This window comes from Marinobacter sp. MBR-105 (assembly GCF_053628895.1).
Genome location: NZ_JBRJHG010000003.1, coordinates 142,802 through 158,165, shown reverse-complemented (window position 1 = coordinate 158,165; position 15,364 = coordinate 142,802). Strand labels below are relative to the sequence as shown.

At 55.8% G+C, this 15,364-nt stretch carries 11 protein-coding genes; 4 read left to right on the top strand and 7 right to left on the bottom strand.

The genetic code is table 11. The features are described from left to right. Window positions 1–36: 36 nt before the first annotated feature. On the top strand, window positions 37–1,311 hold the full coding sequence (gene gltA / locus ACSSVV_RS05415; protein WP_011784657.1) for a citrate synthase: 1,275 nt from the start codon (window positions 37–39) through the stop codon (window positions 1,309–1,311). 80 nt (window positions 1,312–1,391) lie between these two features. On the opposite strand, the gene ACSSVV_RS05410 is transcribed toward gltA, so the two are convergent. After that, window positions 1,392–2,597 (bottom strand): M48 family metalloprotease, encoded by a 1,206-nt coding sequence (locus ACSSVV_RS05410; RefSeq protein WP_023008219.1) that lies wholly within the window; start codon window positions 2,595–2,597, stop codon window positions 1,392–1,394. A gap of 341 nt (window positions 2,598–2,938) precedes the next feature. Here ACSSVV_RS05410 and ACSSVV_RS05405 point away from each other — a divergent pair, with 341 nt between their 5' ends. Then, window positions 2,939–3,814 carry an NAD(P)-dependent oxidoreductase gene (locus ACSSVV_RS05405; protein WP_454105701.1) on the top strand — a complete coding sequence of 292 codons (876 nt, stop codon included), beginning with the start codon at window positions 2,939–2,941 and terminating at the stop codon, window positions 3,812–3,814. A 67-nt stretch (window positions 3,815–3,881) separates the two neighbouring features. Here ACSSVV_RS05405 and topA read toward each other — a convergent pair whose 3' ends face one another. From topA to fadB, 3 genes are all read right to left on the bottom strand, one after another. Continuing rightward, complete coding sequence (gene topA / locus ACSSVV_RS05400; RefSeq protein ID WP_454105700.1) at window positions 3,882–6,521, bottom strand: type I DNA topoisomerase; 2,640 nt, start codon at window positions 6,519–6,521, stop codon at window positions 3,882–3,884. Between the two features lie 265 nt (window positions 6,522–6,786). Then, a complete protein-coding gene (gene fadA / locus ACSSVV_RS05395) occupies window positions 6,787–7,962 on the bottom strand; it encodes an acetyl-CoA C-acyltransferase FadA (protein WP_011784654.1) in 1,176 nt (391 codons plus the stop codon). A 32-nt stretch (window positions 7,963–7,994) separates the two neighbouring features. Beyond that, the gene (gene fadB / locus ACSSVV_RS05390) at window positions 7,995–10,142 is read right to left on the bottom strand and encodes a fatty acid oxidation complex subunit alpha FadB (RefSeq protein ID WP_014421724.1); all 2,148 of its coding nucleotides are present in this window, start codon (window positions 10,140–10,142) and stop codon (window positions 7,995–7,997) included. A 315-nt stretch (window positions 10,143–10,457) separates the two neighbouring features. On the opposite strand from fadB, the gene ACSSVV_RS05385 reads away from it, so the two are divergent. Next, entirely contained in the window at window positions 10,458–11,276 is an 819-nt protein-coding gene (locus ACSSVV_RS05385; RefSeq protein WP_454105699.1) for a hypothetical protein, read from the top strand. Window positions 11,277–11,418: 142 nt separating this feature from the next. Next, complete coding sequence (locus ACSSVV_RS05380) at window positions 11,419–11,850, top strand: universal stress protein (RefSeq protein ID WP_011784651.1); 432 nt, start codon at window positions 11,419–11,421, stop codon at window positions 11,848–11,850. 25 nt (window positions 11,851–11,875) lie between these two features. Here ACSSVV_RS05380 and ACSSVV_RS05375 read toward each other — a convergent pair whose 3' ends face one another. Genes ACSSVV_RS05375 through ACSSVV_RS05365 form a run of 3 tightly spaced genes read right to left on the bottom strand, consistent with a single transcriptional unit; the run spans window position 11,876 to window position 15,283 of the window. Next, entirely contained in the window at window positions 11,876–12,547 is a 672-nt protein-coding gene (locus ACSSVV_RS05375) for a DUF6901 family protein (protein WP_022992475.1), read from the bottom strand. Continuing rightward, window positions 12,544–14,481, bottom strand: a complete 1,938-nt coding sequence (locus ACSSVV_RS05370; protein WP_031209832.1) for an ATP-binding cassette domain-containing protein — start codon at window positions 14,479–14,481, stop codon at window positions 12,544–12,546. The genes ACSSVV_RS05375 and ACSSVV_RS05370 overlap by 4 nt, the downstream gene beginning before the upstream one ends. A 4-nt stretch (window positions 14,482–14,485) precedes the next feature. After that, window positions 14,486–15,283 carry an MOSC domain-containing protein gene (locus tag ACSSVV_RS05365; RefSeq protein WP_022992477.1) on the bottom strand — a complete coding sequence of 266 codons (798 nt, stop codon included), beginning with the start codon at window positions 15,281–15,283 and terminating at the stop codon, window positions 14,486–14,488. Between the last annotated feature and the right edge of the window lie 81 nt (window positions 15,284–15,364).

Here is a 15,364-nt window from a genome sequence, read left to right as displayed (position 1 = left end):
GAAAAGCTGTTATAGCTAATCAGACAGGAGAGCACCATGACCGACAGGAAAGCCACGCTCTCGGTGGGAGATAAGTCCATTGAGCTACCGGTTTATTCCGGCACCGTCGGCCCTGACGTTATTGACGTACGCGGCCTGGTACAGGAAGGCGTTTTCACTTACGACCCCGGATTTGTATCCACCGCAGCCTGCGAATCGGCCATCACATACATCGATGGCGCCAACGGTGTGTTGCTGCACCGCGGCTACCCCATTGACCAGCTGGCCGAGCACTCCGACTTCCTGGAAGTCTGCTACCTGCTGCTGAACGGCGAACTGCCCAGCGAAGAAGAAAACAAGCGGTTCCACGACACCATCAAAAACCACACCATGCTGCACGACCAGATGCGCAACTTCTTCAACGGCTTCCGCCGTGACGCGCATCCAATGGCCATCATGTGTGGCGTTGTGGGCGCGCTGTCTGCGTTCTATCACGACCAGATGGACGTTTCCGATCCCAAGCAACGTGAAATCACCGGCCATCGCCTGATCGCGAAAATGCCGACCATTGCGGCATGGTGCTACAAGTATTCCATGGGACAGCCGTTCATGTATCCACGGAACGACCTGTCCTACGCAGAGAACTTCCTGCACATGATGTTTGGCACTCCGTGCGAAGAGTACAAGCCAAATCCTGTTCTGGCCAACGCCATGGACAAGATCTTCATTCTGCACGCTGACCACGAACAGAACGCGTCCACCTCCACCGTTCGCCTTGCAGGCTCTACCGGCGCCAACCCATACGCCTGTATTGCGTCCGGCATTGCCGCACTCTGGGGCCCGGCTCACGGCGGCGCGAACGAAGCGGTACTGGACATGCTGGCCGAGATCGGCGACGAGTCCAACATCGAGAAGTTCATTGCCAAGGCAAAAGACAAGGACGATCCGTTCCGCCTGATGGGCTTCGGCCACCGGGTTTACAAGAACTTCGATCCACGCGCCAAAGTCATGGCTCAGACTGCCCACGAAGTATTGAGCGAACTCGGCCTGGAAAACGATCCGCTGCTGAAAATTGCCCAGCGCCTGGAAAAGATCGCCCTGGAAGACGAGTACTTCGTTCAGCGCCAGCTGTATCCGAACGTCGACTTCTACTCCGGCATCATCCTGAAGGCCATCGGTATTCCGACCTCCATGTTTACCGTTATCTTCGCCATGTCCCGTACCATCGGCTGGTTCTCCCACTGGAACGAAATGGTCAGCGGTGCCAACCGTATCGGCCGCCCGCGCCAGCTGTACACCGGCTCGCCGAAGCGGGACTACCCGAAGAAGTAAGCACACCACTTGCCTTCAACCAGAAAAAAGCCGCTGACTTCAGCGGCTTTTTTTCATTTCCCGGTCAGTCTTTCACCATGCTAACGACAGTCCGCCGGCAGTAGTTTTTCAACAGCGTTCTGACCATAGCAACTCCAGAATAACCCGCTATCGGTGACCTCCGGCTCCAGAACGATGTATTCCGACTCTCCGGTTTCATCAACCCCCATCTCAATGCCGATCACACCACCGTCATAGACATCGATAGTATAGTTTTCGCCAGAGCCCCCGAAGGTACCGCCATAACCAAGCTCCGCCATCGAGCTCGGCCAGGCCTGGTGTTCACTGACATAGGAATCGACAGAATCCGTAACCCCCAAGCCTTCCAGGTAAGCATCCTGATAACGACTTCTCTCTACGTATTCCTGATACTGAGGAATCGCAACAGCGGCCAGTATGCCGACAATGGCAACCATCACGAGCAAGGACGCAGCCCCTCCCCCAACCCCGAGCCTCGGGACGAACAGAGCGAAAAACCAGGCTAACTTGCTCCGCCCCGGGTGAGATACTTCACGCCCTTCCGACAGGGCAATGGCCGCTGCCATCCGCTTGGTGAGCCAGGGGTAGTCTCCCGTTATTTCGTTAAAGGACATCCAGAAGCCGTTGGTCACAGCCACTTGCCCTACAAATGCGTCCACGTTGATGGTTTGCCAGCGGGTATCGCCAGCAGCGATTGCTGCCAGCGCTGCCTTGATGTCCTCCGGTGACTGACAGCAGGCTACACCGTAGCGATCACACGTGTATTCTTCGGCACGCCGCAACGCCGGCCCGATTACAGGCAGCCAGGCAGCGGGTGCCAGCACCGGCCCCCAGGAAAGATGGCGCCGGTGAATATGACCCAACTCATGACCGATGTAGAAATCAATAGCGTCCGGGCGCTCTTCCAACGCATCAACAACATCCGTGAACAGCACAACAAAATGCCGTCCAAGAAACTTGGTCGCAAGTGCATTGAAAAAGTCCGTCCGCAGGAGGTAGGCTTCCGGCACCTCCTTTACCCCAACCTTTTCGCAACAACGAATAAGCCGGTCATAGAGATCCGGATATTGCTCGCGACTGATCCGCACCCCAGACCCCTTCAGGTGTGAGATGAAAGCCGAATGGGCAAAGAGAAAGAACACGTACCCCACCAACAGATACAGCAATACAATACCGAGCGTCCCCAGTATCAGAGCCAGCCAGATGGCCACAGCAAGCACCGCCGTCACCAGCAACAACGGTTTTTCATGTTTGTATACCAGATTCATTTACTTCCCTCACGAATAAACTACAGGCGGCATCACGGCCTCCCCCATTCGCTGAACAACAAGGATAAGAAGCACCGGGAGACCTAAAAACTGGTTTCTCACGGCCTGTAAGCATCCATGCGGCTAGCCTGCTAAGTATAAGAATGCCTGGAAGCGCCTGCTATCGTATGCGCCTGAAATAGGCAGATAGTTTACCGGTCTGTGATTGGCGTCATGCCTGCGTTGAGCATTCTGTGAGCCCAGACCAATGGATACCCCGCGAACGGTCGAAAAGGGTTTCAATCCTTTCGGCTCGATTTCATAATCAAAGCACACTGACACTCACCGACTGGAGTAAATCAATGACAACAACGGTAGCGTTTATTGGCCTGGGCGTTATGGGTTATCCCATGGCGGGGCATTTGGCAAACGCAGGACTTTCTGTCCGTGTCTGGAACCGGTCTGGCGAGAAGGCAACACAATGGGCGTCAGAACATTCAGGCGCTGCCTGTGATTCGATCGCAATCGCTGTCAGAGACGCAGATTTTGTCATAACCTGTGTTGGCGCTGACAAAGATCTGATCGAAGTATTTGAAGGCGACGAGGGAATCATCGCAAACGCTCCAGAGGGCGCCATCCTGATTGACCACACGACGGCATCTGCGGGGATTGCCGAACGCCTGGCCGAGTCCGCTGGCGCCCGCAAACAGGCTTTTATCGATGCGCCGGTTTCGGGTGGTCAGCAAGGCGCCCAGAATGGCGCACTCACCATCATGTGTGGCGGCGCCGAGCAGGCGTTCGAAAAAGCCAGGCCGGTCATGGCGCACTACGCTCGTGCGCTCAACCTGATGGGCCCGGCGGGCAGCGGGCAGAAAACCAAGATGGTTAACCAGATTGCAATTGCCGGGTTGGTTCAGGGGCTTTCAGAGGCGCTGCACTTTGCCGAACAGGCAGAGCTGGATGTACGCAAAGTGGTAGATGTGATTTCCAAAGGTGCGGCCCAGTCCTGGCAGATGGAAAACCGTTCGGGAACCATGATTGACGGTGAGTTCGATCACGGGTTCGCGGTTGACTGGATGCGAAAGGATCTGGGAATCTGCCTGGAGGAAGCGAGAAAAGTGAATGCATCGCTGCCGGTTACCGCACTGGTAGACCAGTTCTACGCGGATGTGCAATCCATGGGCGGACGACGCTGGGACACATCGTCTCTCATACAGCGACTACGCAAGTTCCGTTAACGCGCCAGCGTATACGAGAATAACGCCCCCTCGCCTTCTCAAAGGCGAGGGGGCGCCACCGACCATCTTACTTTTTCTTGTCGCGCGGGACCCAGCGACCATTTTCAAACCACGCTGACCACCCCGTAGCCTTGCCGTCTTTCTCCGACATGACGTACTGCTCTTTTGATTTTCGGCTGTAACGTATCACCGTCGGATTGCCTTCAGGGTCCTTTTCAGGGGCATCCATCAGGTAATCGTATTTCGGATCGATTTCCTTACGGTGTGGCTTGATTTCCATCACTAATGGCGGCCGCGTTTCCCGATTTTTCGGGAATTTACTGGCTGCCAAAAACAGGCCGGACGCCCCATCACGCAGTACGTAGGTATCGTCCACCTTATCGCACTTGAGCTCTGGCATTGGCACCGGGTCCATTTTAGGGGGTGCCGGCTCACCATTTTTCAGCAACTTACGGGTGTTCTTGCATTCACTGTTGGTGCAACCGAAGTACTTGCCGAATCGGCCGGTCTTGAGCTGCATCTCGGAGCCACACTTGTCACATTCCAGCGTCGGCCCATCGTAACCTTTGATACGGAACGTACCCTCTTCAACCTCGTACCCTGAGCAGTCCGGATTGTTACCACACACGTGCAGCTTGCGCTTCTCGTCGATCAGGTAGCTGTCCATGGCGGTGCCGCATTTCGGACAGCGGCGTTTTTTCCGGAGCAGCCGGGTTTCACCCTCCCCTTCCACATCGTCATCAGCACTCACCACTTCGTCGCCAGACACCAGGTTAATGGTGGTCTTGCAGCGTTCCTTGGGTGGCAACGAGTAGCCGGAGCAGCCCAGGAATACCCCGGTACTGGCCACCCGGATCTGCATATTCCGGCCACAGCTCGGGCACGGTATATCGGTTTCCGTGGGAGTATTCGCGCGCATACCGCCATCCGTCTTTTCAGCTCTTTCCAGCTGATTACGGAATTTGGCATAGAAGTCGTTCAGCACTTTTTTCCACTGAACCTCACCCTCGGCGATCTCGTCCAGCTCATCTTCGAGGCGCGCGGTAAAATCGTAATCCATCAGATTCGGGAAGGATTCCGCCAGTCGCTCGGTCACTATCTCCCCCATCTTCTCCGCGTAGAAGCGGCGATTCTGAAGCTTTACGTAGCCCCGATCCTGAATAGTAGAAATGATGGAGGCATAGGTGGACGGCCGGCCGATCCCCTGCTTTTCGAGCTCTTTGACCAGGCTGGCTTCGGTGTACCGGGGCGCCGGCTTGGTAAAATGCTGGGTTGGATCCAGTTTCTTGAGATCCAGGGGCTGATCCACCTTGATATCCGGCAATGCCACGTCTTCATCTTTCTTGGTGGACTGCGGCGCAGCCTTCAGGAAGCCGTCAAACTTGACGATTCGACCCCGGGTGCGCAGCTCGTAGTCGCCGTTGGCCACCACAATAGACGTACTCAGGAATTCGGCATCTGCCATCTGACAGGCAATAAACTGGCGCCAGATCAGGTCGTAGAGCTTCTCTGCGTCTTTTTCCAGGCCGGTAATATCCGTTGGCCTGCGAGCAACATCGGTCGGGCGAATCGCTTCGTGAGCTTCCTGGGCGCCCTCCTTGCTGCCATAGACCCGCGGCTTCTCAGGCAGATAACGTTCGCCAAACTGCTTCTGGACGAAGTCACGACAGCTGGATACGGCATCCTGGCTCAGATTGGTGGAATCCGTACGCATGTAGGTAATGAAACCGGCCTCGTACAATCGCTGGGCCAGCATCATGGTTTTCTTGACGCTGAAACCCATGCGGTTACTGGCCGCCTGCTGCAGCGTGGAGGTAATAAAGGGTGCAGACGGACGGGATCGGGTCGGCTTGTCTTCGCGCTTGGCCACCTTGAAGCCGCCAGCCTTGAGCCGCTCAACGTGCTCCTTGCTCTGAGCTTCGTTGACAGGGCGGTAGGGCTTGTCGTTATAGCGGGTTACTTCGAACCGGACCGGGTCTTTGGCGCCCTCGGCAGCAAGGTCTGCATGCAATTGCCAGAACTCTTCCGGCACAAATTTACGGATCTCCCGTTCCCGTTCCACAATCAGTCGTACGGCGACGGATTGCACACGGCCCGCTGACAGACCGCGGGCAATCTTTGCCCACAACAGCGGCGAGACCATATAACCCACAACGCGGTCCAGGAACCGTCGGGCCTGCTGAGCGTTAACCCGGTTGTTATCGAGGTTGCCCGGATCCTTGAAAGCTTCCTGAATCGCCCGTTTGGTAATCTCGTTGAACACCACACGACGGTATTTGTCCGGCTCGCCGCCAATGGTCTCCTGAAGATGCCAGGCAATCGCCTCCCCTTCTCTATCCAAATCCGTTGCCAGATAGATGTGGTCGGCAGACTTGGCCAAACGCTTGAGCTCGCTGACCACCTTTTCCTTGCCAGGCAGAATCTCGTAACGGGCGCTCCAGTCATGGTCGGGATCAACACCCATGCGGGCTACCAGTTGCTCCCGGGCCTTACGCTTCTTGTGCTCGGCCTTCTCGTCCGGGCTCATCTTGCGCGTGGCCGCCGCCTGTTTCGCCCGTTCTTTCGGGTCTGACTGGCTGCCGCTGCCACTTACGGGCAGGTCACGGATGTGGCCAACACTGGACTTCACGATAAAATCCGAGCCCAGGTACTTGTTGATGGTCTTCGCTTTCGCTGGCGACTCGACAATAACGAGACTTTTACCCATATCGGAGATCTGTATCCTTGGCGATCAATCGGTCAATATCTGAACAGAACCGTAAACTCGCATAAAAATCAGGCAACTGGAAAACACAAAGGCTGCCATTCTGTATAGGCTCACTGTTTTACAGGGTCAAGATTGGCAAGACAACCCATTCTTTGATTTCAATCAGCCTTTTTTCCGGGTTCCGTCGCATTTTGCGCGTCCGGAAACAGGAAGGCCCGGCATATGCCGGGCCTCCTGACTGAGCTCACTAATCAGATACTCCTGATCAGATACGCTCCCACACAGTGGCAATGCCCTGACCAAGACCGATACACATGGTGGATACACCAAGCTTACCGCCTTTGGCCTGCATGATATTCAGCAGTGTGGTGGAGATACGGGCACCGGAGCAGCCCAGCGGATGGCCAAGAGCAATCGCGCCGCCGTTCAGGTTCACCTTCTCTTCCATGACGCCCAGCAGTTTCAGGTCTTTCAGAACCGGCAGGGACTGGCCAGCAAAGGCCTCGTTCAGTTCCCAGAAGTCGATATCTTCAACTTTCAGGCCTGCACGCTTCAGGGCCTTCTTGGTGGCCGGTACCGGGCCGTAACCCATGATCGCGGGATCGCAACCAGCCACGGCCATGCTGCGGATCTTGGCAATCGGGGTCAGACCCAGAGCTTCTGCCCGCTCGGCGGACATCAGCACCATGGCAGACGCACCATCGGTCAACTGGGAAGAGGTACCGGCAGTCACCGTACCATTTTTCGGATCGAACGCCGGGCGCAGCTGGCCAAGGGACTCAGCTGTGGTTTCCGGACGAATGGTCTCGTCTTCTTCGATCAGCTTCACAAAGCCGTTCTCGTCGTGACCTTCAATCGGAACGATTTCGTTCTTGAAACGACCTTCCTGAGTGGCTTCATGGGCGAGGCGATGGGAGCGGGCGCCGAACTCGTCCTGCTGCTCACGGGTGATACCGTGCATCTTGGCCAGCATTTCCGCGGTCAGGCCCATCATGTTGGACGCCTTGGCGGAGTACTTGGAAGCAGCCGGGTTGTGGTCGAAACCTTCGGTCATGGGTACGTGGCCCATGTGCTCAACACCACCGACCAGGAACACATCACCGTTACCAGTCTGGATAGCCTGCGCCGCGGTGTGGATAGCGCTCATGGCGGAACCACACAGACGGTTTACGGTCTGGGCAGCAGACTCGTGCGGGATACGGGTCAGCAGGGAAATCTGCCGCGCCACGTTAAAGCCCTGCTCCTTGGTCTGGTTTACACAGCCCCAGATCACATCTTCTACTTCTTTCGGGTCGAGCTTCGGGTTGCGCTCAAACAGTGCTTCAATCAGCGCAGCCGACAAAGTCTCGGCACGTACGTTGCGGAAACAGCCGTTTTTGGCACGACCCATCGGAGTCCGCACGCAATCGACGACGACAACGTCTCTCGGATTAAGGCTCATAGATCTTTCTCCGTTCGGAAATCTCGTTAGGGTTAGCCAAAGAACTTCTTGCCAGTCTTGGCCATTTCACGCAGCTTCTCGGTCGGCGCGTACAGCGGGCCAAGATCTGCGTACTTGTCTGCCAGTTCGACGAACTTGTCGACGCCCATGTCGTCGATGTAGCGCAATGCACCACCACGGAACGGAGGGAAGCCGATACCGTAGATCAGGCCCATGTCTGCATCGGCCGGGTCTTCAACAATGTTGTCTTCCAGGCAGCGAACGGTTTCCAGGCACAGAGGAATCATCATGCGGGCGATGATTTCTTCTTCATCGAAGTCTTTGCTGCCGTCAACCACAGGCTCGATCAGCTTGTAGGTTTCTTCGTCGACAACCTTCTTCGGCTTGCCCTTCTTGTCTTCTTCGTATTTGTAGAAGCCCTTGTCGTTCTTCTGGCCGTAACGGTTGTTCTCGAACATCACGTCAATGGCAGACTTGAAGTCGGCCTTCATGCGCTCGGGGAAACCGTCAGCCATAACTTCGTTGGCGTGCTTGGCGGTATCCATGCCGACAACGTCCAGCAGATAAGCCGGGCCCATGGGCCAGCCGAACTTTTCCATCACCTTGTCGATCTTCTGGAAATCGGCGCCGTCACGTACCAGCGCGGCAAAACCACCGAAGTACGGGAACAGAACACGGTTAACCAGGAAGCCCGGGCAGTCGTTGACGACGATCGGGGTCTTGCCCATCGCTTTGGCGTAGGCAACCGTAGTCGCGATAGCCCGGTCACTGGTCTTCTCGCCACGGATAACCTCAACCAGCGGCATCATGTGCACCGGGTTGAAGAAGTGCATGCCACAGAAGTTCTCCGGACGCTTCAGGTTTTTGGCCAGAAGGTTGATGGAGATAGTGGAGGTGTTGGAGGTAAGAATGGTGTCTTCGCGAACTGCATCTTCAGTTTCACGCAGAACAGCATCTTTCACCTTCGGATTCTCAACAACCGCTTCAACCACCAGGTCGACGTTCTTGAAGTCGCCGTAGTTGAGGGTCGGAGTGATCGCGTTCAGCACGTCGCCCATCTGGCCGGCGTCCATCTTGCCTTTGGCAACACGCTTGGACAGCAGCTTCTTGGCTTCATTCAGACCCAGCTTGATGCCGTCCTGATTGATGTCCTTCATAATGATCGGTGTGCCCTTCAGTGCAGACTGGAACGCAACACCGCCACCCATGATTCCGGCACCCAGTACGGCGGCCAGATTCACATCAGAAGCTTCTTTTTCCCAGGCACTGGCTTTCTTCTTCAGGGCCTGGTCGTTCAGGAACAGACCAACCAGACACGCGGCAACGTTGGTCTTGGCCATCTTGGCAAAGCCTTTGGCCTCTACCTCAATCGCCTTGTCGCGGGTCATGCCGGCATGCTTCTGCATGGTCTTGATCGCTTCCACCGGCGCCGGGTAGTTCTTGCCAGCCTTGCCGGCCACGAACGCCTTGGAAATCTCGAATGCCATCATGCTTTCCATGGCATTGAGCTTGATCTTGCCTTTCTTTTCTTCACGGCGAGCCATGTGGTCCAGCTTGCCTTCATTGCACTGCTTGATGATCGCAACGGCAGCTTCAACCAACTTGTCAGCGCCAACAACAGCGTCAACAGCACCGGTTTTCAGAGCGGCATCAGCGCGGTTTTCAGTACCACCAGCAATCCACTCAACCGCATTGTCCACACCGACCAGGCGGGACAGGCGAACCGTACCGCCAAAGCCCGGGAAGATACCCAGCTTCACTTCCGGCAGACCTACCTTGGCCTTGGGAGCCATGACACGATAGTCGGTCGCCAGGCACATTTCGAAACCGCCACCCAAAGCGATACCGTTGATAGCGGTAACCGTCGGGAACGGCAGGTCTTCAATGGCGTTGAATACTTCGTTGGCCCTGAGGTTGTTGGCCACGAGGTCTTCCTCGGAACCAGCAAACAGCTCGGTAAACTCGGTGATATCGGCACCGACAATGAAGCTGTCCTTGGAGCTGGTTACTACCAGGCCTTTCAGGTTCTTCTGGGATTTGAGTGCTTCAGCTGCGGCGCCCAGTTCTTCGATGGTGAGACGGTTGAACTTGTTGACTGACTCGCCTTGCAAGTCGAAGTCCAACTGAGCGATCCCGCCTTCGATCTCTTTAACCGTGATGGCTTTACCTTCGTAAATCATCAACTGATCTCCAGTCTGTGTTTGGAACTGCTGACAACCGGCGGGCGTTGGCCACCATGCCGGCTGTTTGTGCAGCGAGATTTCGGTCACTGCCCGATCTTCCGATCCAAAAATTCATACAGTCGTTTGAATCGTGAGGGCACACGATGAAAAAAAAAGACGCGTTTGTCAATTTGTTTCTGAATGAAACCTGCAGAAAAAAGGGAGCTGACTCTGTAAGCGCCGGAAACTACTTGATTAGCCGGCAGACTTACTTTAACTTCGGGTTACGACTTTAGTCCACAATAATAAAACTGCATTACGGAGACTCATCCGATGAAAGACGCCCGCCTGCGGATCCAGTCGTTGATTGCCGCGTTCATTCTACTCGCCCTGACGGCTTTGAGCGCAAAGGCCCAGGAAACCGGGGCAGAGTTTCTGTCTGACCTCCACGATTTCCGGGTCAATAACTACCTTGCTCTCGATGCCTTTTACAGCTTCAGTGCGATCGGCGATACCGACACACTGAACCGGATCGTTGTCGGAATCAATAACTCCAACGACGCCATGAATTCCGTAGTGGCGAGCACCAGCGGCGTTCTTTCTGAACAGCAGATTGAGGAACTGAACCAGGCCTTCGACCAGTTCAAGAATCTGATGCGCGGCAACATCAATGAGGTACGCGACCGGGGCTATCCGGATCTTCGCCTGATGGCCGACCTGGCAAACCAGGCCCTAAGTATGAATAACCTGGCTACCGAGCTCTATTCGGTAGCACAGGAAAGCAGCGGAATTAAGGCGGATACCCGTATTGAGTCGGCTCGTTCAGCCGCTGTAGTCATGGCCCAGATGATGGCCCGTTATGCCGCCAGAACGCACTCGCCCGTCGCCCAGACCTTCCAGGGAGCTTCCAGCGAAGTTCCGCTCGACGAGCAGGCCAAGACTTTCGATCAACTCCTTTCCTCACTCAGGGCCGGCTCAACAAACGGCGAACTCAAGACTGCCCTGGACGATGTCGCTTCCAAATGGCAATTCATCCGTGGCTCGTACATCAACTACAACGAGAACAACGTGGGCTTTGTGATTGATCGCTACTCGAAAGGCATCATTGAAGGCCTGACCAACGCTATTGACCTGCTACGCGCCAGCGCCTGACGCTCTTCCGGGGTGAGCGGCCAGCTCACCCCAGCCAAATCCCTCCCCCGGTTGATACCGGTCAGCATGACAAAACACTTTCCCCGGTATACTCTCGGTACTATTCTGAACATATTCCCCAAGTACGAAGGAGCGCTAAGTTATGTCCACCTATAAGAAAATGCTGGTTGCCATTGATCTGACTGAAGAGGCACCACAGGTTCTGAACAAAGCCAAGGCGATGTGCGATGCCCAGGGAGCCGAGTTGCTGCTGGTTCACGTTGTTGAGCCGGTTGGCTACGCCTATGGTGGCGATATTCCTATGGATCTGTCTGAACTGCAGGATCAGTTGGACAAAGCCGCTCGTGAACAGCTGGGCAAGTATGGGGATGAATATGGTATTGCGGCGGCCAACCAGGTGGTAACCGTCGGCCGGCCAGAATCGGAAATCCACCGGCTGGCCAAGGAGCACAACGTTGACCTGGTGATCGTGGGAAGCCATGGCCGTAAAGGCTTCCAGTTACTGCTTGGCTCAACTGCCAACGGCGTTCTTCACGGCACGGAGTGCGATGTACTGGCCATTCGTATTCATTGAGACTCGTGATGGAAGGGGGACGGCCCTAGCCCTCCCCCTTCATCCTGGCCTGAAGCTTCCTGAGCTGGCTTTCCAGAGAAACGCTGACACTGGAGGCCATTGAGAAAAAGTTGAGCAGTGCCTTCAGATTACTGTCGCCCTTGCAAACAGCATGTATCCGCTGCCAGAGCGCCTGATTCACCAGCTGTAATCGCTGATTACGCTCCACCAGACCTTTCAGTTCCCAGTCCGCTTCCTGCTGATTCCGCTTTGCGAAAAGCTGTTGAAGCAGATAATACCCCACACTGCGCATCACAAATTCGTCACTGTTGGCAAACGGCAGGTGGTGGAGCGCCATCGGCTTGAGCTCCGAAAGCACAGGGCAGCCACTGGTAGCCATCTTGAGCCCCAGCAGAGAACGCAACGCCTCTTCCAGCGTCGTCTGCTTGAAATAGGAGCGGCGCTCATCCGTCACGGTTACATCCACTTTCTGATACGCGTCTTCCGCCTGAAACGCCTCTACGACCGGCAGAATCTCGGTTGCCGCCGGGCAATACGGGGTCTCGCCAGGCTTCAGCGGGCAGTTCGAACACTGACAGTGTTCGAGACGAACCCAGGCCGGCAGTGACTGACCCTGCGGCGGCGAGGAGGACTCCCCAGTTACCTTGAACTCGATATCACGGCCATCCTGAAATTTGAAATTGTAATTTATGTTCATTGGTTCGCCTGTTCTTCCAGCTCCATCCACCGTTCAATCACCGACTCCAGGCGAGACTCCGTTTCCGCCAGCTGTTCCAGAGTGGCCGATACATCTTCCGGTGGGCCTGAATAAAAATCCGGTGCAGAAATTTTATCCTGAAGCTCAGCTACCTGCTGCTCCAGTTGTTCGATTTTGCCGGGCAATTGTTCCAGCTCAAGTTTAAGCTTGTAGCTCAGTTTGACGGGCTTTGATTTTGCCGACTGCCCCACAGTACCGCCATCCTGACCTGGCTTTTTAGCGGAACTGTCGGGTTTATCACGCTTATCCTGTTTGTCCAGTCGGCTTCCCGATGTTTCAGAGGGAAAACGACCGCCTTGCCGACGCCAATCGGTGTATCCACCCACGTATTCCATCACCGCCCCGGAACCGTCCAGGAAGATGGTATCGGTCACCACGTTATCGAGAAATTCCCGATCGTGACTGATAACAATCACGGTACCCTTGAACTCTGAAAGCTGTTCTTCCAGCAATTCCAGGGTTTCGACGTCAAGATCGTTGGTAGGTTCGTCCAGTACCAGAATATTGGCTGGCTTACTGAACAATTTGGCCAGCAACAGTCTCGCCCGCTCACCACCGGAGAACACACGCACAGGAGAGCGTGCCCGTTCCGGGGTAAAAAGAAATTCCTGCAAATAACCCAAAACATGCTTGCTCTGACCATTGATATCGATGAATTCCCGGCCCTCAGCCAGGTTATCCAACGCATTTCTCTGGAGATCCAGCTCTCCCCGAAGCTGGTCAAAGTAGGCGACCTGAAGATTCGTTCCCAGCCGAATACTTCCCTCAGTGGGTGTCAGCTCACCTAACAACAGGCGCACGAGGGTCGTCTTGCCCGTGCCGTTCTCACCAACCAGTCCGATCTTGTCGCCCCGGAGAATGGTGAGATCCATATTGCGAACCACTGGCTCGCCATCGACATAAGAGAATCCGGCATTGCTCGCTTCCGCAACCAGCTTGCCCGAAATATCCGCCAGCTCTACGGCAAAACTGGCGGTGCCACCCCTCACCCGGCGTTGCCTGTGCTCTTCCCGCATCGCTTTGAGCGCTCTCACCCGCCCCATATTCCGGGTGCGGCGAGCCTTGATACCCTGGCGGATCCAGGCCTCTTCCTGTTTCAGGCGCTTGTCGAAAAGCGCGTTCTGGCGCTCCTCTTCCTCCAGCGCTTTTTCCTTAAGCTCCAGATATCTGTCATAACTGGCCGCAAAACTCACCAGCTGCCCCCGGTCCAGCTCCACGACGCGAGTGGCCATTCGCCGGATAAAGGCACGGTCATGACTGACAAACAACATGGCCCCCCGGAACTGCGATAACGCCTCTTCCAGCCAGGCAATGGCGGGCACATCCAGATGGTTGGTTGGCTCATCCAGCAACAGAATATCCGGGTCTGCCACCAACGCCCTGGCCAGAAGCACTCGCCGCTGCCACCCCCCGGAAAGCGTATTCAGTACCCGATCCGGATCCACTCCATACTGCCCCAGAATCGTGGTTACCTTCTGGTCAAGCCGCCAGCCATCCAGAGATTCCAGCCGTTCCTGAACCTTCATCAAACGCTCAAGACTGGATTCGTCCGCCCTTTGAGACAGCCGGTGGAATTCCGCCAACAGGTCACCGGTTTCCGGAAATGCGGAAGCCACCACATCATAGGCCGTACGAGTGTCGTCCGATGGCAAACTCTGAGGCAACACCGACAGCACTGAGCCATCTTCCATGCGCACCACACCGCCGTCCGGCGTCACTTCCCCGCTGACGATCTTCAGCAGCGTGGATTTCCCCTCACCGTTTCGCCCCAACAGACACACCCGTTCACCGGGCTCGATGGTCAGGCTGGCCTCATCCAGCAATGGATGCATGCCATAGGCGAGCGAAATCCTGTCTAGCGTTAACAGTGGCACTGTATCAATTCTCCTGATTCAAAACGGTTACCTCATCGCCCACAGATATCTCGCCGGGCTTCTGGTGCACGGCATTTTGCCCAAAAATAACGCCGTCCCGGGTCTTTCGATAGCTGGCCAGAGTCTTGAGGGGCTGAGTGGCGGAATCTTTCTCGCCAGTATCCGGGTTGACCGTGGTCATCACACAACGGGAGCAGGGTTTGACAAGATCCAGCCGGCTTTCACCAACGCTGACGCTCCGCCAGGTGTCTTCCGCCCAGGCCCCCGCCCCCTCAACCACAATGTTCGGCCTGAAGCGACGCATATCGACCGGGGATTCGAGACGGGAATTGAGCTCATCCAGAGACGACTGGTTAACCACCAGCAACGGGAAGCCATCGGCAAAACCCACTCGGCGTTCAGCACTGACACGACCAGGATCCACCCGCCGGAAACAGCTATCAGGCATATAAACCAGCCTGAGCGTTTCTCCGCAATAGCGGCTCAAGGCCTCGGCAGCACGATCAGCTCCGGCAGTGGCAACCACCTGATCTCTCCAAACCGTTACTTCCACGGCGTCTGTGCCGGCCGTAAGCGGGAAAAGCCCCTCGCCAGGCACATCAATAACCACCACACCCTCCTGCAGAGCAGTGTAAACATTGGCGAGCTGAGGCAACCGACGCTGAGTGACGAAGCGGTTATCCCCATCAACAATCATCCAGCGGCGATCACCTTGCGGGCCGAAATCATCCAAGCTGAAACGGGACACTTCGATTCCAGCCAACGATTTGACCGGGTAGATATAGAGGGTTTTCACCTTCATGGCTTCGCCTTCCTCAGTTGCCGGATTATTCAGGAAATGGCTGCCGAGTATAACTGACGAGACAGAGGTAGTGAGTGATTT